Below are 19,540 nucleotides of genomic sequence, written 5' to 3'. Positions count from 1 at the left end.
CTGTCCTAACTCCGATAACGGTTCGCCATCTCAACGATGCGCATTCCAGCCTCGACAGTAGCCGAATGATCCTGGGAGAAGTTCAGGCGGACGCTATTGGGGTGAGGCCCGAATTCGGTTCCGGGCGTGACAATGACACTGGCTTGATGCCGAAGTAGCCGGACGAAATCCTGAAGGCTGACCGAGAGCGCGGGGAGTGTCGGAAACAAATAGCTTCCGGCTTGCGGCGTCCGGGTCTCAAGACCACCACTACGGAATACTTTGAGCAGGTCGTCCCTGATCACCTGATGCAGCCGGACGCGCTCATCCATCCATCCCTCCGGCTCATTGAACCAGGTCCTGAATACCGCCTGGTTGTAGCCTGCCGCACGCAGCGAAACGATGGCCTGCAGCTTCTCCATTCTCCCGATGATCGTCGGAGAGCCAAATGCCGCTCCGAGACGATAGCCGCTGAGCGACTCCGTTTTCGACGGCCCCATAATGGTCAGCACTTGTTCCGCCGGTAGATCACGAGCCCGTATGTGAGTGTACGATTCCCCGTCATACCGCAGCCGGGAATAGAGCTGGTCGGCAATGACGATGACGCCGAATTCCCCAGCCAGTTCGACGATCTGGTCGATCTCGGCTTCGGAGTAGACGGCTCCGGTCGGGTTGTTCGGGTTAGAAAACAGGAAAGTCTTGGCCCCAGCCTCGAATGCGGCACGCAGCTGAGAAAGATCCAGGCCAGCCTCAGCCGTCGCGTTCATATAATTCATCGTAACCGGCATCACCTGCCCGCCGAAGAACTGGACCAGTTTGCGATTTGCAAAATAGTCCGGCTGCACGATCGCGACTTTGTCGCCGTCGGCGACAGTTGAGGCAACCGCTAGAAACAAAGCGCCTTGCGTCCCCGGGGTGAGGATAATGCCCTCGTCAGCAGAAACCGGTGCACCGGTGAAAGCTTCGAGCCGCTGCGCCAGTTCGGCGCGGATGTCGGACGAACCGCGATATTCGGTATAGGCCTGACGACCGCCGGCCTCGACCGCCTCCGAAAACTGCCCGAACGAGCCTGGCGTCGGAGTGAAGGCATCGACGTCCCCGTGCGAAAAATCGACCAAGCGGTCAGACATTTTCTCGCCGCGCATCAGGTCGCGAATATTGCCTGTGCTTTGCCTAACTTCCTGCCCCGGCGCATTGTCGGTGGCGAGGGTGGCGAATTTTTCAATGATGGAAACCATTTTAACCTCGTAGATAAAGATTTATCGCGAAAGCGACGATGTATGGTCGGCGTCGAGAGCTTGTTTGAAAACCGCCGGTTCGACGTTGCCGCCTGAAACAATCACGATGACGTTCTTGCCGCGAAGGGACGGCGGATCGTTCAACAGCGCTGCCAGCGCAATGACGCCGCCCGGCTCGGTGACCAACCGCAGTTCCTCGAAAGCATACCGGATCGCGAGCAAGACCTCATGGTCGGACGCGACCAGCACCTTCGACAGGCCTTGGCGGTTGATCGAAAACGGGAGTTCCGCAGGTGTCGGCGCCAGAAGCGCATCGCAGATGGAGCCATTAAGGGCCGGATTCACTTCACGGTTTCTGCTCAACAACGAGCGTCTTGTATCGTCGAAATTCTTCGGTTCGACGGCCCAGATCTCCGCATGAGATTTTGACGCTCTTGCGGCCAGACACGTTCCCGCCGAAAGACCGCCGCCGCCGCAGGGAACCATGATGGCGTCGATCTCGACGTTTCCGGCCTGTTCGAGGGCTTCCGAAGCGACAGTTCCTTGACCCGCGATGATAAATGGGTTGTCGCCAGGCGGTATGATTGCGACTGGTGACTTCTCGGCAATTTCAGCGGCTATCTGCTCGCGCGATTGGGTCTGGCGGTCATAGAGCACGACCGCCGCGCCATTCTCGCGCGCCTTGCTGATTTTGATCGCGGGGGCATCGCTCGGCATCACGATGGTTGCAGCTATGCCGAGCATCCGGCCAACCGTTGCGATCGCCTGGCCATGATTGCCGGTGGAATAGGCAACAACGCCACCCGGATGGGCCGTGCGATCCAGACGGGAAAGGCAGTTATATGCCCCCCTGAACTTGAAAGCACCGGTGCGCTGAAGGTTTTCGCATTTGATGAAGATCCTGGCGCCGGTCACCTTATCGAGCTTTTCGGATCGCAGCAGCGGCGTCCGGACTGCGACTCCATCAAGCGTCCGGCGCGCCTCGAGAATGTCGTCGACTGTGGGAGGAATCAAACCGTTCATATCAGTGTGCCAGAATACGAGAGAGGAAAAGGCGAGCGCGCTCAGAACTCGGAGCGGCAAAGAAGCGTTCGGTTTCTGCTTCCTCGATAATCGACCCTTTATCCATGAAGACCATTCGGTCCGCGGCAGCTTTTGCAAAGCCCATCTCATGGGTGACGACGATCATGGTCATGCCTTCCTGCGCAAGTTCGGTCATGACGGCGAGCACTTCGCCAATCATCTCGGGGTCGAGAGCAGACGTCGGTTCATCGAAGAGCATAGCGATGGGATCCATAGCCAGGGCTCTCACAATGGCGATACGCTGTTGTTGCCCACCGGAAAGCTGGGCGGGATAGGACTGTTGTTTGTCGAGCAATCCGACGCGCTGGAGAAGACCCTGAGCCTTGCTCACTGCTTCGTCGCGGCTTCGTTTGAGAACATGGACCTGCGCGAGGCAAATATTGTCGAGGACCGACAGGTGCGGGTAGAGTTCAAAATGCTGGAAAACCATTCCGACGAGCGCGCGAAGCTTGGCCGCCTCTCTGCCCTTCGTGGCAAGAGCTTGGCCGTCGATCGTCACCCTCCCGGACTGAACGGGCTCGATCCCGTTGATGCATTTCACGAAGGTGCTCTTGCCAGACCCGGACGGCCCGCAGACGACGACAACCTCTCCGCGCTGGACGGTCAGGCTGCAGTCGTTCAAGACCTGCAAATGGCCGTAGCTTTTGGACAGATGTTCAACCCTGATCATTTCACGCGAAGACATTTAGATATCCAGTCGTAGGTGAGAGATCCGCCAAGCCTGCCAATATCTCAGACGGAAGTGCGGTTTGGTTTCAACCGCTCGGCAAGCCCACTGCCAAGCGTACACAGAATGAAGTAGACGATCGCTGCAAACACATACATCTCGACCATGCGGTTCTGCGTATTCGCAACAATGCTTGCTGAGGTCATGAAATCGTGCAGGGAAACGACGTAAACCAGTGACGTATCCTGAAAGAGGATGACGCCTTGGGTTACCATCAGCGGTGCCATCTTTCTCAAGGCCTGGGGCAACACGACCAGTCTGACGGTTTGCAAATAGCTCAAGCCGCTCGCCTTTGCCGCCTGCCATTGCCCGGGGCGGATGCTCTGCATGCCGGCCCTGAGAATTTCCGAATAGTAGGCTCCCTCGAACATGATGAAGGCGATGATGACCGAATGGAGAGCACCGACCGGGCGCCCGACCACAAGCGGAACCAGGAAATAGAACCAGAAGATCACCAGGATCAGCGGGACCGCGCGGAAGCCGTTGACATAAAGTGCGGCAATCGTGCTGACAAAGCGTAGATTCGACAGTCTCAAAATGGCGAGGATGAGACCGAGGATGAGACCACCCGCCATGGCTATTCCCGTCAACATGAAGCTCATAGCCAAGCCACTGGCGAGAGAAGGCAGGGAGTTGACTATGACAGAGAAATCGAATCCCGACATGGTTCAGTTCCTTCAAATGGTTCCAGGTATGGCCGTACGGCGCTCGACCTGGCGCATCAACATCGTGACGATGAGCGCTATCGATATGTATATGACCGTGGCCGCGGTGAAGGTTTCAAATCCTTGATAAGTGAAGCTTTCGATTTGCTGGGTCTGCGCCGTCAGTTCAAACACACCAATGGTCATGGCGATCGACGAGTTCTTAAAGATCGTCAGGAATTCAGACGTCAGAGGCGGCACAATGAGGCGGAAAGCCTGGGGAAGCAGCACGAAGCGATAGGCTTGCGCCGTTGAGAAGCCGGCCGCTTTTGACGCCATGCGTTGACCGGGCGGAAGAGCGAGAATGCCTGCACTGACCTGCACGGCGATGCGGGAAGCGGTAAACAGTCCCAAAGCGAGAATGGCTGTAACAACTTCCGAATGCGGCAGGTCACGTTTCAGCCACGTGCCTATCGCATCCGGAAGCAGTTCCGGAACAACGAAGAACCAGAGGAACATCTGCAGCAAGAGCGGAATATTCCGGAAGAGGCTTATGTAGATGCTCGTAAAGAGCCTGATCCTGGAGTTCCCTGTGCTGTGAAGGACACCGACAACGGTTCCGATCGTGAGCGCTATCGCCAATGAGACGAGCGAGATCACGATTGTCATCAAGGCGCCCCAACCCAGCCACTGCAAGTAGGGGTCCGAGATCAGAACTGACCAGTTCCATGAATAATTCATCCTTGCGTCCCTCTCTGCGCTAATGCGAGTTCAGTTCCAGCGCCTTATTCGGGGATGGCAATGACGTGGAAGATGGTCGCAAGATCTGGCGAAAGCGGGATGCCCATCGGGTCGAACCATTTGGCGTAGAGCTTCTCGAGCTCTCCATCGCGCGACAGACGCGCCAGTGTTGCATTCACGAGGGTAAGGAAGACAGTGCTGTTCTTCTGCACCAGAAAGCCATAGCTGTCGTAAGACAACGGCTTGCCCACGACTTCATATTCCGAAGGATTCGCCGCCTTGTTTCGAAGCCCGAACAGGAGAATGTCATCTGTCGAGAATGCGTCCGCACGCCCCGTTTGCAGCGCAAGAAAGCCCTCGGAATTGTCCTTGACCGGGACGATGCGGATATTGAGCTTGTCCCTCTCGATCAGAGCCTTGATCAAGCGTTCGGGCACGGAGTTGATCGAAAGTGCGATCGACTTGCCGTTGAGGTCGCTGAGTTCCGAGATCCCCGAACCCGTTTTCACCAGGAATCGGGTGTGGGAGATGAAAAACGAGCTGGAAAAATCAACCTGCGACTGTCGGCCGACCGTGTTTACAGCCGACTCGCAAGAGATATCGACAGTCCCATTTGCCACGAGCGGGATTCGGTTTTGAAGGTTGACCGGCACCCACTCGATTTTCAGATCGGGAAGGTTCAGCGCTTTCTTTACTGTCTCGGCCACCTGAATGCAGATATCGGTTGAGTAGCCGGTCGGCTGTCCCTTCTCGTCGAGATACGAGAAAGGAATCGAGGCTTCGCGATAACCAATCGAAAGCGACTTCTTTTCCTTGATGCGGTCGATAATCCCATCGGTCGACTGCGCCAGCGCCCAAGGCGATGCAAGCAGCGATATTGCGAGTGTCGCGATGGTTCCTAAAGCTCGAATTTTCATGTCGTTCCCCTTTTCGTTGTTTCAGCTTCATCAGCCGATTGCTTTAAGCAATTCGGCCAAGCTTTCGACAGTAAGATCGGGCCGCGCTTCAGCGGCTCCCTCGCCAGAAAGACCGAGCAACCGTTGCGGACGGTTAATCCATGCACTTTTCAGACCGAGCTTGTTCGCGGGGGTAATGTCCGCCCGCAGACTCTGGCCGACATGAAGGATGCGCTCGCGCGGGATACCCATGCCTTCCAGCTCGGCAATGGCGGCATTGAAATGTTCCCAACTCGGCTTGTAAGCGCCGACGCGTTCGGCGGTGACGACGATATCGAACTCGATATCCATGTTCTTGCAGGACGAGGCGAGTGAGGCGTTGTCGATGTTTGAGAGAGCGCCGATTCTCGCGCGCGCTTGCAGCGCTTTCAGTCCGGCCGAGGTATCGGAATAGGCAGGCCACTGATGCGGCGTCTTGGAAAACGCTTCCCGGCGCGCAGCATCGACAGCTACACCGAACTCGCCGGAAATACGGTCGAAACAGCGGCGAAGCACCTCCGGATAGAGGTGAGCAGGGCGCTCCTTCTGGATTTCTGCCCTGGCGCGGTCAAATGACATGATCAGGTCTTCACCGCTTGCCTTCACGCCGACCTCGCCGGCCCATTCTGACAAAAATGCAACAATGGAAGGTTCCCAGTCGATAAGGGTCCCATACACATCAAAGGTGACGGCGTCGAAATCGGAGAGTCGCAGCATTAGAAAAACCCACATGGCTGTTGTTAACTAAAATTAGCGATAATCGCTAATATGAGAGATGTCAATCATACAGTTTTCCTTCCGCGCGGAAGTGACGCCTGCGGGAAAGATCAAAACAAGCCATTGAATATCCTTGACTTTATAGATGGTTTGTAGGAAGAAAAGGAAAATCGCGCGATAGCCGTAATCGAAAAATTATCGCTAGTTTATGCACAAGGGATCCATCTCGTGAATTATCCTGACACCACAAAGCAAGGAAATCACAGCAGTAGCCGCTCAGCGGCGGCAGTCGTTATCGATGAATTGCGGGCGGCCATACTGCACAATCGCATCAGTGGCGGCGAACGATTGCGCCAGGATGCGATCGCGACCCAGTATGGCGTCAGTCAGATGATTGTTAGGGAAGCATTCAAGCAACTCACCGCCGAAGGGTTCTTGAAAGCCGAACCGAGACGTGGGGTGAGTGTAGCAATCTTGAGCGCCGAGGAAGCGTGGGAGGTATCGCAACTCCGCGCCCTCATGGAGTGTCAGGCATTGCGGTGGGCCATTCCGAATATGTTGCGAGGCGATTTTGTTCAATGCGAGCAAGTATTGGATGAACTTGATGCATCCGGTTCAGTCGACGGGAAGATCTTGCTCAATGCCCGCTTCCACGCACTCCTGTATGCACCAGCTAAGAGGACGCGAACGCTGGAAATAATAGATAATTTAAGGATGAATTTCGAACGGTATCTAAGGTTCACGTGGGAAGAGACCCATCATCTCGAGCAGTCTCAAGCCGAGCATCGAACAATCTTGGAACTGTGCAAAATGCGCGACACTGAACGGGCGTGCGATGCGCTCCGAAAGCACATTCTTGCAACTGGCGATTTGCTTGTTGACAGCCTGAACGACTCGCAACGCGCTTAGTACATGCTGTTTCAATAGATCCAATACGATGTGTTTATAGATATTGGCCAACGGGCCGTCCGGTGCGTGCCGAGCAATTCACGTTTGGTTTTGCCAGTCCGGAAAACGACCGTTTCGTGGCTTTCACAGATTTTGTCCGTAAACCTTGCCAACCGATGGCAAATCGGACATTGTCCGAATTCAACGGGAAAACGGACAAATCACACCTCATGACCTCTATCGGCTACGCGAGAGTCTCCACCGGAGATCAGGATACGGCGCTGCAACTCGACGCCTTGCGCAAGGCCGGCTGCGAGAAGCTGTTCGAAGACAAGGCGTCAGGCGTGAAGACCGATCGTCCGGGGCTAGCCGAAGCTATTCGCTATGTGCGTGACGGCGATACGCTCACGGTCTGGAAACTCGACCGGCTCGGCCGATCGATGAAGCACCTCATTGAGATCATCTCGGAGTTGGAAGCCAAGGGTGTAGGTTTCCGGTCAATCACCGAGAATATCGACACTACGACATCTGGCGGCCGTCTGGTCTTTCACCTTTTCGGGGCGTTGGCACAGTTTGAGCGCGATCTCATCCGCGAAAGAACCCGCGCCGGTCTGCAAGCGGCAGAGGAACGGGGCCGACGCGGTGGTCGTCAAGCGGTGGTGACTCCGGAGAAGCTAGCAAAAGCCCGCCAGCATCTGGCGGCCGGTCTCAATGTTCGCGAAGCTGCCGCACGCGTGAAAGTCGGTAAGACCGCGCTCTACCAGGCACTCAAAGCCGAGGAACCAGCCGCATCAAAGGTCATTCAGACGTAAGTTCCGCATACGTTCTTAAAAGCCGGACAGACTCACAACTTTCGTGTCATGACGCCAATGTGTGGCTGCGTTGCTCCTGATAGCGAACGACGAGCCGCTCGGCTCTGAACGGCTTTACCACGCCCTGAAAGGGGATTGGGCCGACCATCGCGAATGTCGTATCAGCGGCGATTTCCTCTTGGTATATCACGTCAAAGGCAACAGCGTGATTTTCGTGCGCGCTGGCACCCCACACCGAACTGTTTGAGTGATTGAGGCTTCCTCTAGTACTCAAAGCCTCATCGCCTCAAGCCTGCCCCGGCCGTCCCTTTGGCCACCTGTGACAAGAGCGGGACGGCCGGAGGCTAGCTGTTGTTCACTGTGCAGGCGCTGACACGGTAATCGTACACCTCTGATCTTTCTTTGCGTTGACAGCTGCCCGGGAGCACACATCAAGCGCCTGCCGGTTGGCTTGTACAAGTTCACTCGCTTCGACAATGCTACGCCACCCTTCGGGACTTGCCGATTCCATGAGGGCTATCCCGGCTTTCCAACGGTCATTGTTCATGACCACGGAGGCAACGGCCATATCAACCGTTCCAGACAGTAAACGTGGCACAAATAACATTGCCAGGACACCAGTGATGATACCGAACCCCACCGCGCCAAAGACCCACTTGTTTTGATTATCGCGCACGCGCGCGCCCGAGACGCGTGCTGAAAGATTACGACTGACGCGTTCAAGGTCGAAGGCATGTCGTTCGAGCTGCTGCGCGGCGTTCCTTACCAGAGCCTCGCCGCTGCGTTCGAGAACCCCTGCATAGTGCTGCGCGCCCTGTCGAAGAATGGGTGACTGCTCGACGCCGTGCAAACGCTCTGCAATATTGTCGAGCGCCTGTACAAGTTGTGCGAGCTGGGGCTTGTAATCGGCTTGAGGCTCGATCTTCTCGAGCTGGTCGAAAGCAGCTTCGATGCCGCGACGCATCACGGTCATTTCCGCCCCAATTTGTGCACCCTGCGTTTCGATCGTGCGTCGAAGCGCATCGAAGGCTGCCGCCGGATCGCCTGAATCTTCTTCACGCGTCGCGAGCCCAATGCCGTCTCTGTTGTCGTCGAGTTCCGTCATGTTCTCCCTGCCTTACATTTCTATGCCAGAGCCCCGATCAATCTGCTGGCCGCGTGTTACCTGCCTCTGCAGCAGACGGGCAATGCTTTGATCGCGATCAAGCTCCTGCCCGATTCCAAGCTCCTTGCTGCGATGACGCACGATGGATTCCGCCTGAGGATCGCGTTCAAGGTTCTTGGCGAGGCTGCTCATCTGGCTTTCGACCTTGCCCCGCGCCTCGTCGTGCTGCCAGCCGCGAAGCGTCTGGTGCTGACCGTCCAGCTCCTGCCAGCGGTTCACGAACCGCTCGGCCCTGACATTGGGGTCTTGCAGGGCGGCGTTTTCACGCTTCATGCCCTTGATGACATGGGCGACACGCTCCCGACCGGTAAGCTCGGTAATGGCGCGCGCCGTCTGCGGATCATGTTGCAGTGTCGAAACCATCAATTCTTCTGTCCCCGCGCGCACCTGGTCGAGCTGCTGGCCGGCCGCGTGCATCTCCTGCCGCTGCATGTCAAGAACCGGCAGGCCATCACGTTGGTGCTGATCGAGCGACTGATATGCCCGCACATAGCGGTCAACGGCTGCCTCAAGCGGCGACTGACGTCGCGACCGCTCGGCCAATCTGTCAGTATCGGGACGGTCTTGTACTGGCACCGACTGCAAGCTCTTCTCCCTTCCCGGCAGTTCTTCCCGCTGCTTGGACGGCCCAGAACGCGCATTGAGCCTGAGGTCAGAGAACATACCACCGCGCTGTTTCTCGGCTTGCTGCGGCCGTTTCTGCTCGACCGGCGAGCCACTCTCACCGGTGCGATCCTGCTGCAACCGCTCGGCCGCCGCGCCGCGCCCGAGTTTCAGGCCCTCGAACGAATTGCGGCGCTGTTGTCGATCACCGACGTTATCCGCGGCCGTTGATTCCCGCTCCGCACGTAGCCCGGCGCGCTCCGCCGGGATCTCTATCTCGCTTACGATCCCCATTTGCTCTGCGATCCCCCGCCGCTCGGCAAATTGGCGCGCGGCAAAGTCGCGGGTATAGTCGAGTGTCGTTTCCTTCACGCCCTCCCGTGACAGCTGATTTTTAAGCTGCTCATAAGCAAGATCGCCCGCATCTTGAACCTTCCAAGCGTTCCGATGCGTCTCCGTTCCGTCTGGAAGGCGAACCGGCTCCGAACCGACATGTTGCAGACCGATCCTGTCCCCAATCTGCGGTGCCTGTTTCGAAGCCTTCATGGCGCGCTCAAGATCTACGCCCCATAGCGTACGCTGCTCACCTTTATCGTTTTCAAGTGTCACGAAATAGCTCTGACTATTGCCTTCCTTGTGGTTGAACGGTGCGCGCCCTTGGTCGACCAGACGACCCGCAGCCAACGTTTGACTTACCTGTCGGCCAGGTTCCGATTTGCTGAACTCGTCCAGGCTCCCGTAGAGCTGCACTCCGTCGCGATGCCGGGTCATAGCGACGTAGGTTAGATGCCGGTCCATCGTTCTCGACGCCAGCACATAGGCACGATCCACGGTTGCGCCCTGATTTTTGTGAATTGTCGTCGCATAGCCGTGGTCGACCGCCTGATAGTCGTCCATCGGCACGCTGACGCTGCGCCCTTCCGCACCGCTCGGCCCGTCAAGCTGCGCGACGATCCTGGGGCCAACACCCGGTTGGCCGACCTCGACATGCTCGACGGTGCCCAACATCCCGTTTTTCACGCCAATATCCCGATTGTTCTCAAGAAATACGATTCGGTCGCCCGGGGCGAACTCGCGTTTGCCGTCGTTGGTCTGGAAGACCAGCCCCTCCCCGAGGGCGCCACGCGCCAGCTCGCCCTCGGACAGCCCCCGGCTGTCGCCGGGCACGTTGTCCCGGGCCCGTAGCTCAGCTCTGATCGCGTCATTGATGGCGCGAACATCGGCCCGGCGATACGCCATCGCAATCCGGGTGCCGTCCGGACGCACTTGCGCGTCGGCAAGGTAATCACGCACGATCTGACCGCGCGCATCCTCGCCCGTCTCGGCAAAGCTGATATTGCCGCGATCCCGATAGGCGCTCAGACCCTCAGCCGTTCGGTGCGTGGCGAAGGCAACCGACGCGTCCCGCTGCCAGTCAATACGCTGCCTGCGTATCTGGGAAAGCTCGGCATGACCGATTTCCTCGGTGATCGCCCGGAATGGTGCGCCGGCCCCGATTGCCTGTAGCTGCTCATGATCGCCGACAAGGACGATCTTCGCACCGCGCGCCTCGGCCTCGCCAACGAACCAGGCGAGCTGTCGACTTCCCACCATTCCTGCCTCATCGATCACAAACACGTCGCCGCGATTGAGCGTGCTACGGTCGTTCTGCCAACTCATGTCCCACGACGCCAGGGTGCGGCTCTGAATACCAGAACTCTCCTCCAAGCCCTCCGCTGCCTTGCCCGACAAGGCCGCACCGTGAACCCTATAGCCTTCGGCCTCCCATGCCTCACGAGCCGCCGCTAGCATCGTGCTCTTGCCAGCACCCGCATAACCGACAACCGCAGCAATGCGCTCCCGCCCAGTGATATGCTCAATCGCCCGCCGCTGTTCATCGGAAAGACGCGCCGCGTTGATAAGCCGATCGCGCTCTCCGCGATCTAACTCACCCAGCTCGACCTTGTCAGCGGTATCGCTGGAAACGCTTGTTCGGATCGCAGCATCCTGACGCCCGATCGCTTGTTCGACATGCTTGCGATCGACACCATGATGATCGCTCAGCCCGTGGCTGTGCGACGCGTGCATCCGCTGCGCGCATTCGATCATACCGGATTCGATCTCGACCATTCCGCGCGTCGAATAACGCGCTAACTCGAGTTCACCCGTCACCGGATCATGGCTTTCCGCCTGTAGTTCAACAAGGGCCGATGACGCCATCACCTTGGCAAAAGCGCTCTGGAACTCTCCAATGTCATCGTTGATGTAGCGATGCAGCGCTCGCGCAACGTCACGCCGGTCAAAGACGCTTTTCTCTCCCGTGATGATTTCAAGAACCTGTTCCGGCTTCTCGCGGATCAGCTCCGAATTGCGCCGCGCAGTATCTTCATCCAGCCGCGACCGCGACACGACGAGACCACGCCGCTCCATCTGCGTCGCATGAACCCCCATATGCTCCGTCGGCGCAATCTCAAGACCCCGCTCCAGATGCGAACGATGATCAATGCGAATATCATGTCCGGCCCGCGCAAGGCTTTCATTCGCAATCCCCTCCCATCGCATGCGAAGATCACGAAGCTGCATATCCGTGGTTGGCTGATCCGCAGACAGAAGCCATTTGTTTTCACGCTCGAGAAGGTTCTTGTCAGCGAGACCATCCCCTCTCACCTGCCGTGTTGTCATCATTATATGCGCATGGTGGTTTCGAATGTCGCTGTCGTCTTGCGGCGCATGAATGGCGAAGTCGATTGCTGTACCATAACGATCGGCAAGCTCATGGGCGAAGATCCGCGTTGCCTCAAGCCGTTGATCCGCAGTCAGTTCATGCGGCAATGCAATTTCAAACTCGCGTGCGACACGTGCATCCTTGCGCTTTTCGCAAAGCTCGGCTGCATTCCATAAGGCTGAACGATCCCGCGCCCATTCCGCATCGACACCTTCCGGTAAGACGATCTCGGCATGTTCCACGCCGCTTTTGTTGGTGTAATCATGCGTAATTCCATCACGCTCATTCGTCAGCTTTGACGCCGAGCGATAGGCGCTGGCAGCAACAGCACTTCGTCCCCTGGATCGGGAAATCGGCTTCATACTCAGATGATAGATCGCCACACAACTATCCTCAGCCCCAAACAAATAAATCTGTCCATGAAATGAGCTTAAACCGCTCTGAGTTGCGAAGCAACTCGTAAATGCGCCCTTAATTTTTCATTCGCTTTGCTCTCTCAACTCTCGGTGATAACCTGCAGCAGCATCGATGCTTTAAAACTGAAGTTAATCCTGGCTGCAATGACCGAAGTTTTGGATTGGCGATGAAGCAGGGTGAACGTCGCTGCTCAGATCAAAACCTCGCAACAATGAGGGCGGTTTTAAATGACCGAATACACCAATGAGAGATCCACATTCAAACGGCTGAGGGACGTGTATCTGTGAGCTCGGATATCCCAGCTGGATGCACGCAGGCGGTTGACAACGTTATGGCGACAGTTTTCAAAGTAATAATGAGATTCTCAGGATCATCTTTCTGGCGACCAGTACACGGCATGAAATGCCGCCACAGCCGATGATCCACACTTTCTGCCGTAAGTTCGTAGCCATTGCCGCTACATGAAGTTGGCGAAAGCCGTAGTAAGGGAAACTATTCCAAGCTCAATGAGATTCTAAGGGAGTAGAAGTGTGGCACGCAAATCCATCGAAGAACGTCTGGCCCAGCTGGATGCGCAGCGTTCCGCTTTGAAAGCCAGACTATCGAAACAGGAGCGCGCCAACGATACACGCCGAAAGGTGCTGCTTGGCGCGCTAGTGCTGCATCGCGTTGAAAGCGGAAACGATGAGGAACTTTCCCAACGCCTGAAAGAATGGCTGAAGAATGAGCTGCCCGTGTTTCTGACGCGCGAAGCCGACAGGGTACTGTTTGCTGATCTGATCGGGAAAACGTCCAACCGTGCAAGCAACGAAGGAGCGGGTTAATGAATCAGGCGACACTTGCATGCGCAGCGTTCAGGAACATGCTGCGTGCTGCTGCGCGAGATCCGCTGTGGGCATTGGTTTCCCTTCTTTCTGTTCCATTCCGTTTTGGAAGAACGATCTTTCAGGTAGGCATCTTCTATTTCGTTGTCGTTTTTGTGTTCGCTTTCATCCTGGAATATGCGATGCGTTCTCTCAATATCGACCGCGGTGATACGCTCTGGTATGTGGGAAATACTGCCTTTACAGCATTCGTACTTCTCCTCTTGTTCCGCCTCATCACCAATCCGCTAATTAATCATTTCGGGGATCCTGACGGCGAAACCCACGGGTCTGCCCGCTTCGCCACCGATAAGGAAACCGCTGCCCGCACCCGCACCGATTCCGGTCTGCTCATCGGCCGCGACCCGAAGTCCGCAAAACTGCTTCGCTATGAAGGCCCGGCCCATCTGCTCACAATGGCACCGACGCGTACCGGTAAGGGCGTGGGAACAATTATCCCGAACCTGCTCATCACCGATCGATCTGTAATCTGTATCGATCCAAAGGGCGAAAACGCCAAGGTCACCGTCCGCGCCCGACAGCAATTTGGCCCCGTTCATGTCCTCGATCCCTTCGGTGTTACCGGTCAGCCCTCCGCTGCCTTCAATCCACTCGACAATCTCGATCCCACAGGGCTCGATGTCGCAGAAGATGCAACCACGCTAGCCGACGCCATCGTATTCGATGAACCGGGCATGAGTGGGGATGCGCACTGGAATGAGGAAGCGAAAGCACTCATTGCCGGTTTGATCCTTCATATTGTCGCCAGCGAGCCGCGCGACAGGCGAAACCTCGCCACCCTGCGAGACTATCTCACCCTCCCCCCTGAAGCTTTCGTAGCCCTCCTGAAAGAAATGCAGGCCTCAACAGCGTCAGCTGGTTTGATTGCCCGCGCCGCAAACCGCCATTTTGGTAAATCCGATCGGGAAGGTGCTGGCGTACTTTCCGCCGCGCAGCGTCATACCCATTTTCTCGACAGTCCACGCATGGCTACGATCCTCGCCAGATCTGATTTTCGCTTTGCTGATCTCAAGCACCGCAATATCTCGGTGTTTCTCGTCCTTCCCCCCGATCGGCTCGCCACCTACTCTCGCTGGCTGCGCTTGCTCGTCGCGCAAAGCCTGACCGACATGGCCCGGGATCAAGCCAAACCGGTTACCCCGGTTCTCTATCTGTTGGATGAGTTCGCAGCCCTTGGCCACCTGGCACCGGTGGAACGCGCAATGGGGCTTATGGCAGGCTACGGTGTCCAGCTCTGGCCCATCCTGCAGGACATTCACCAGCTTCGCGCCACCTACGGAAAGCGCGCTGGCACCTTTCTATCGAATGCTGGCGTCCTGCAAGTCTTCGGTGTCAACGATCACGACAGCGCCCAATTCGTCTCCGATTTGCTCGGACAGGAAACCGTGGTTTTCCAGACCATGAGCCGGGCACTCGATTCACAACAGTCTGGTATTTCTCACGCCCAACACCATACAGCGCGTGCCTTGCTCACCCCCGATGAGGTCCGCAATCTTCAGCCACATCTCGAACTGCTCTTCCTCGCAGGCCAACGGCCGATCGTCGCCAACAAGATCGCATATTATGCCGATGCTGAATTCAGAGGACTGTATGACGGTCACTGAGCGGTTCACGACCCCTTGGACGAGAGGCGCGCAGCGAGAGTTAAAAGCATGATTATTTTGACTAAATCATTATCGGCAAAAAGGTCGATCCATTTAACGCTGTGATAACAGGAGGAACATATGTTTCGCTATTTAGCACGCAGACATGATCGCAAGCACATTATAAAATCATTACAACGTCAAAAGCTCATCGAACACAGGTCTATAAAGTTTAAGTATGATAGCTCATTGACATTCGCAGTTCACAAGAAAGAAGCAAAAAGCGTCGACAGCATAGAGTTAGAGCTCGATGAAAATTTCAACGCGCAGGCATTTTTCTCTCCTATTTTGCCGCCTGAACCACTAAGCGAAAGCACAGACCAGGTTGTTTTCCAATCTGACATCACGACTGAAGAGGAAGAGAATAATATATTTGAATGCGAGATAACTGACAGCGGAACGAAAGAACACGCTATCGTTGTCTTTCATCATTGGTACGCACGCAATCGTTATTCCGCATTCGCAAAATTTTTCGCAGCCAGGGGTATCACCGTTGTCGAGGCTACCCTTCCGTATCACTTCAGGCGTGGTTCTGACGACTTCTCCGAAGAAAAGCTTTTGAATGCCGATATAAACCTTACCATCCGTTCGATGCGCCAGGCGGTTCTGGATGGCCGCAAACTTGTACGTTGGCTCGGTAAGCAGGGATACTATAAAATCTCCGTGGTAGGGATGTGTATAGGTGGCTTGGTTGCAGGTCTCATCGCTGCGCACGAAGAAAAAGTGCGTAAGGCAGTCCTGATGGTATCGCCAGCTAAACCCGCCGAACTGGTATGGACTGCGGAAACTTTAAGAGGGCTGCGTAGCCGTATCGAGCCAGCAATGTCTTTAGACGAATTGAAAAGCGCTTGGGGTCTAATCGATCTTGAAAATCATCTTTCAAGGCTAACACGACCTCACCTGAATATAATGTTTGTGTTAGGAAAAGACGATACGATCGTATGTCCAAATCTTTCGGATCGGGTAGTTGATGTGTTAGAAAAAGGTGCTCGTAGACCTGAAGTTTTACGTCTGAATTGCGGCCATTCGTCCGTCGGAATCTTTCCTTTTAATTTAATCGCGGCCCATAGGGTACTGCGATTTTTGAAAGATTGGCCAACTTTAGCTGAGTTGTGGGATGTTCGGAACTTCCGCTACGACTTTAGCGAATTGCCTAGCCGTCGTCAGCGCACCAAGATACGAAGATTCATGAACTTCTCGCAATAATATGGACACGGTGTCCAGCCCAATCTGCTTGAAAAATGTAGGCTTCGCTCACGCGGGTCAGCGAACCGCAGAATATCACGATTGTCGGGTGGTTTGGATGGAACTTGCACACGACGGTAAACGTCAGTTTGAACACTGAACCGTCTACACCTGTTTTCGCATTAGAGGCGGAAAAGACGTCGCTCCCGGCCATGAAGATTGATATGAAAAGAAGAATAAATCACTTTTCTGAAATGCTATTATAACGGAGCATCTCTTAGCGATCACCGTGATGGCGCTGAAAACGAGGGAGTTGAAAGTGAAAAGTGAGTCACTAGATTACTCAAACGAGCATTCCTTGGAAAAAACCAATGATCCTGAAATCGATAAGCCAATCTTTAGGCGTCCTGGTTTTAACGGGATAAGTACGTTTGAAGAAATCGATCATCGGCTTGCGAAGTACCTCCGCGAAGCGCGTGAACAGGCGCGCCTCAAACAAGCCGACTTTGCCCCTCTAATAGGGCTTTCGACACCGGTTTATGGCCGATATGAACGGGCATTTTCAAAGCTTCATGTCACTCGCATGATTCATATCTGCGAAGTGCTCGGCGTTATACCCATCGATATGCTTTATGAAGCAGCGCCTCATTTGTGGGGCAATAGTGAGGAGGAAGCCAAAGAACGCGTGGAACTTGCGAAACTCTTGGCAAATCTTCCGCATAGCTTGCTGCGTGATCTGCTCCCCGTGGTTAGAACACTCTCCAACCTGCAGAGCCAGGTCGATGCCAAACTCATAACCTGAATTCAACGCCATCGCAGTCGAGATTGCCCGTTCCATGGAACAACGTAACAGCCGTCACAACTTCATGTATTTTATTCGAACCAACTACCGCTGACGGCAGCATAGCCGCTTACCACTTCAGTTTTCAGAATTGCGGGGGACGGCAACTGCCTAAATCGCTGGGGCGTCTGGCCGGTTTGAATGTCGGATGTTATGGTTCTACGATTAAAGTGACGAACAACTTATCAAAAATATCGGTCAAGCTTGATAACCTCGTCAAGTTTAAGGCTGGGGCGTCGGTCTCGAGATTGAGGTGGACTGCCCTGTCGTAAACAGCGACGCATTCCTTGTTTGTAATGCGAGACATATAAATGATGCCGTCGAATTCGGTTTGGTCGTAGATTTCCTGACTTAATCGTCTACCTGCGGCTTGAGCCTTTGCGCGTACGGTATCGGTCGATATTCCAAGCAGGCTGGCGCCCTCATAGCGCAAGTCGAGCAAAAATAGCGGCTTCGGATTACGGATCACAGCAATTGAATAGCGATTGTCATTAAGCATGGAATAAGGACCCCATTTGAGGGGTTATCGGCATCCAAACGGGGCTCTGACGCAATCTCGATGACATCAGGGCGCTCCGACAATGCGTGCCTCGAGCAGATCGAGCTTTCCGCGACCGTACATTTGCCGTTTGATGAGCTTGAGCTTTGTGATCTGGCCCTCTGTTTGGCCGTTCGACCACTGTGAGGTTATCGCATTCTGGACCGCTGCCTTGTCTCGGATGACGCCGTTGGCGAATGAGGCGACCAAGCTTTTCGCCGCTCGGTCAATCCAGGCTTCCAGATCAACTGAGGACTTTTGACGCAACATTTCGTGGAAGTTCTCGACGACATCCCTGGCCTCGACAAGGTCCGGCAGCCTCTCTTCGATGGCGGCAACCGTCATCGTTTGAGCCTTGGTCAAGTTGTTCCGCTCGAGGGTCATCAGGCGAACGACGGTGCGTGCGGCCGGCGCATGTCCGAGTCCATTCTCGGCCTTTTCGGCACGCCTTCGCCGCGCTGCCCATTCGGTGACAACACGCAGACTGCCGCCAAAGCCAACCACTCGAAGCTGCCGCCACAGTTCAGCGCCGTTTCGCAAACCGGCGTCCCACTGCGTTTCAAGCCACGGCAGATGCGGTTCGAGAGAGGTTTGACGGACCCTGAAGATGTCGGTCCGTTGACCACGAACGACGCTGCGGACCAGCTTTCGGCTATGCCCGGTTCGGCGCACGATTTCCTTGATCGATAGGCCCTCGCTGACGAGACCGCGGATGGCGGCATTTGCCTCTTCGCGCCGCAGATATCCCTCGTATTGCAGCCGCTCGGCGGCAGTCAGCAGCTTTGGATTGACCGTTGCAGTGCCAATTGCCATGCGGACCTGCCGCATCGATTGGCGAACGGCGTCGAGAAAGGCGTGACTGGCGTTTTCCATCAGATGCCAGCGGTCGGCGACCTGTTCGGCATGTGGCAGAGCTTGTGCAGCGGCCTTCGCATACCCGCCGCCGCGGTCTCGCGCGATGATCGCGATCTGGCGCTGCTGGACCAGCCAGGCCACGGCGGTCGCCTGTTCCCTGTCGGGCAACAATGCAATTGCCCTTCGGCGTTCAAGATCGCAAATGATGGTGCCGTATCGATGATTACGTCGCCAGGCCCAGTCATCGATACCGATGACGTTCGGTGGCGTTGGCGGCGGGCGATCATACCGGCGAACGGTTCGCAGCAGCGTATCATTGCTCACCGGGAATCCGAGACGATCTGCAAATCGGGCCGCAGGGCGACCACCCAATGCGAGAGCCAGATGGCGAACCAGACAGTCCAGGCGTGCTGTCCGGCGAGCCATGGGGCGAATTACATCGTCGCCGAAGCGCTCGGCGAAAATCTTTCGACGGCAATGCGCGGCAGTACAGACGAAACGCCGAACGGTCAGGTGCAATTCAATCCGTCGCCCCGAACATGGCAAATCACCAATCGACCGAGGATAGCGACTATGAACGCGACGGGACACCGTGCCGCATTCGGGACATCTGCAATCTGCAGACTGGCCATATACGGCGACCACGATCGCGTCGTGGCCATGATGGACTGCCTCCACGCTCAACTCGGCGGGGACCAGATCAGAAAGCCGAAATCGGGTTCGCATGGCGCTGATTCTCCTTTGAAACCAGGCCAATTGAACCCAAAACATCATCGAGATTGAGTCAGAGCCCTTTTTGGACGCCGATAAGGGGTTCCGTTTAAACGCCGATTGACACTGGGCTCGTATCGGCTGGGCTTTGTACACCAGACGTTGCATCCGCCCCGGTGTCGTTGTTGCGCGATCGCCAGTTCTTCAGCCCCGCGACGAGGCGCTCACTC

At 55.9% G+C, this 19,540-nt stretch carries 18 protein-coding genes; 7 read left to right on the top strand and 11 right to left on the bottom strand.

From position 1 onward, the window contains the following. Positions 1 to 5: 5 nt before the first annotated feature. The 7 genes from CES86_RS21285 to CES86_RS21255 all read right to left on the bottom strand — a co-directional run bounded on the left by CES86_RS21285 (position 6) and on the right by CES86_RS21255 (position 6,064). A complete protein-coding gene (locus CES86_RS21285) occupies positions 6 to 1,217 on the bottom strand; it encodes a pyridoxal phosphate-dependent aminotransferase (protein WP_094515357.1) in 1,212 nt (403 codons plus the stop codon). Positions 1,218 to 1,238: 21 nt separating this feature from the next. After that, positions 1,239 to 2,240 carry a threonine ammonia-lyase gene (locus CES86_RS21280; RefSeq protein ID WP_208617831.1) on the bottom strand — a complete coding sequence of 334 codons (1,002 nt, stop codon included), beginning with the start codon at positions 2,238 to 2,240 and terminating at the stop codon, positions 1,239 to 1,241. A gap of 1 nt (position 2,241) precedes the next feature. Continuing rightward, entirely contained in the window at positions 2,242 to 2,970 is a 729-nt protein-coding gene (locus CES86_RS21275; RefSeq protein WP_143851103.1) for an amino acid ABC transporter ATP-binding protein, read from the bottom strand. A gap of 62 nt (positions 2,971 to 3,032) precedes the next feature. Beyond that, positions 3,033 to 3,692: an amino acid ABC transporter permease gene (locus CES86_RS21270; protein ID WP_094515355.1), complete on the bottom strand. Its 660-nt coding sequence runs from the start codon at positions 3,690 to 3,692 to the stop codon at positions 3,033 to 3,035. Positions 3,693 to 3,704: 12 nt separating this feature from the next. Beyond that, the gene (locus CES86_RS21265) at positions 3,705 to 4,412 is read right to left on the bottom strand and encodes an amino acid ABC transporter permease (RefSeq protein WP_094515354.1); all 708 of its coding nucleotides are present in this window, start codon (positions 4,410 to 4,412) and stop codon (positions 3,705 to 3,707) included. Between the two features lie 44 nt (positions 4,413 to 4,456). Continuing rightward, on the bottom strand, positions 4,457 to 5,329 hold the full coding sequence (locus CES86_RS21260; protein WP_094515353.1) for an amino acid ABC transporter substrate-binding protein: 873 nt from the start codon (positions 5,327 to 5,329) through the stop codon (positions 4,457 to 4,459). A 30-nt stretch (positions 5,330 to 5,359) separates the two neighbouring features. Beyond that, positions 5,360 to 6,064, bottom strand: coding sequence for an HAD-IA family hydrolase (locus tag CES86_RS21255; protein ID WP_094515352.1), 705 nt, complete (start codon positions 6,062 to 6,064; stop codon positions 5,360 to 5,362). A 228-nt stretch (positions 6,065 to 6,292) separates the two neighbouring features. Between CES86_RS21255 and CES86_RS21250 the strand changes: the two genes are divergently transcribed. The 3 genes from CES86_RS21250 (at position 6,293) to CES86_RS21240 (ending at position 8,011) form a co-directional block, all read left to right on the top strand. Then, positions 6,293 to 6,973 carry a GntR family transcriptional regulator gene (locus CES86_RS21250; protein WP_094515351.1) on the top strand — a complete coding sequence of 227 codons (681 nt, stop codon included), beginning with the start codon at positions 6,293 to 6,295 and terminating at the stop codon, positions 6,971 to 6,973. 209 nt (positions 6,974 to 7,182) lie between these two features. Further along, entirely contained in the window at positions 7,183 to 7,764 is a 582-nt protein-coding gene (locus CES86_RS21245) for a recombinase family protein (RefSeq protein ID WP_094515350.1), read from the top strand. A gap of 61 nt (positions 7,765 to 7,825) precedes the next feature. Beyond that, positions 7,826 to 8,011: a type II toxin-antitoxin system mRNA interferase toxin, RelE/StbE family gene (locus CES86_RS21240; protein ID WP_235819978.1), complete on the top strand. Its 186-nt coding sequence runs from the start codon at positions 7,826 to 7,828 to the stop codon at positions 8,009 to 8,011. Between the two features lie 108 nt (positions 8,012 to 8,119). On the opposite strand, the gene CES86_RS21235 is transcribed toward CES86_RS21240, so the two are convergent. Then, positions 8,120 to 8,869 carry a DUF6118 family protein gene (locus tag CES86_RS21235; RefSeq protein ID WP_094515349.1) on the bottom strand — a complete coding sequence of 250 codons (750 nt, stop codon included), beginning with the start codon at positions 8,867 to 8,869 and terminating at the stop codon, positions 8,120 to 8,122. Positions 8,870 to 8,881: 12 nt separating this feature from the next. Continuing rightward, positions 8,882 to 12,619 carry a Ti-type conjugative transfer relaxase TraA gene (gene traA / locus CES86_RS21230; RefSeq protein WP_094515348.1) on the bottom strand — a complete coding sequence of 1,246 codons (3,738 nt, stop codon included), beginning with the start codon at positions 12,617 to 12,619 and terminating at the stop codon, positions 8,882 to 8,884. 564 nt (positions 12,620 to 13,183) lie between these two features. Here traA and CES86_RS21225 point away from each other — a divergent pair. The 4 genes from CES86_RS21225 to CES86_RS21210 all read left to right on the top strand — a co-directional run bounded on the left by CES86_RS21225 (position 13,184) and on the right by CES86_RS21210 (position 17,167). Beyond that, on the top strand, positions 13,184 to 13,477 hold the full coding sequence (locus CES86_RS21225; protein WP_094515347.1) for a mobilization protein: 294 nt from the start codon (positions 13,184 to 13,186) through the stop codon (positions 13,475 to 13,477). Beyond that, the gene (locus tag CES86_RS21220; RefSeq protein WP_094515346.1) at positions 13,477 to 15,141 is read left to right on the top strand and encodes a type IV secretory system conjugative DNA transfer family protein; all 1,665 of its coding nucleotides are present in this window, start codon (positions 13,477 to 13,479) and stop codon (positions 15,139 to 15,141) included. The genes CES86_RS21225 and CES86_RS21220 overlap by 1 nt, the downstream gene beginning before the upstream one ends. 120 nt (positions 15,142 to 15,261) lie before the next feature. Next, entirely contained in the window at positions 15,262 to 16,386 is a 1,125-nt protein-coding gene (locus CES86_RS21215) for an alpha/beta hydrolase family protein (protein ID WP_094515345.1), read from the top strand. A gap of 271 nt (positions 16,387 to 16,657) precedes the next feature. Further along, entirely contained in the window at positions 16,658 to 17,167 is a 510-nt protein-coding gene (locus CES86_RS21210) for a helix-turn-helix domain-containing protein (protein ID WP_094515344.1), read from the top strand. A 190-nt stretch (positions 17,168 to 17,357) separates the two neighbouring features. Here CES86_RS21210 and CES86_RS21205 read toward each other — a convergent pair whose 3' ends face one another. After that, on the bottom strand, positions 17,358 to 17,705 hold the full coding sequence (locus CES86_RS21205) for an RES domain-containing protein (protein ID WP_143851099.1): 348 nt from the start codon (positions 17,703 to 17,705) through the stop codon (positions 17,358 to 17,360). 66 nt (positions 17,706 to 17,771) lie between these two features. Further along, entirely contained in the window at positions 17,772 to 19,325 is a 1,554-nt protein-coding gene (locus CES86_RS21200) for an ISL3 family transposase (RefSeq protein WP_094515343.1), read from the bottom strand. Positions 19,326 to 19,540: the final 215 nt, after the last annotated feature.

It is taken from the genome of Brucella lupini (genome assembly GCF_002252535.1).
Taxonomy (GTDB): domain Bacteria; phylum Pseudomonadota; class Alphaproteobacteria; order Rhizobiales; family Rhizobiaceae; genus Brucella; species Brucella anthropi.
Note: the sequence above shows the minus strand (reverse complement) of the source record. Positions and strands in the feature narration are given on the sequence as shown.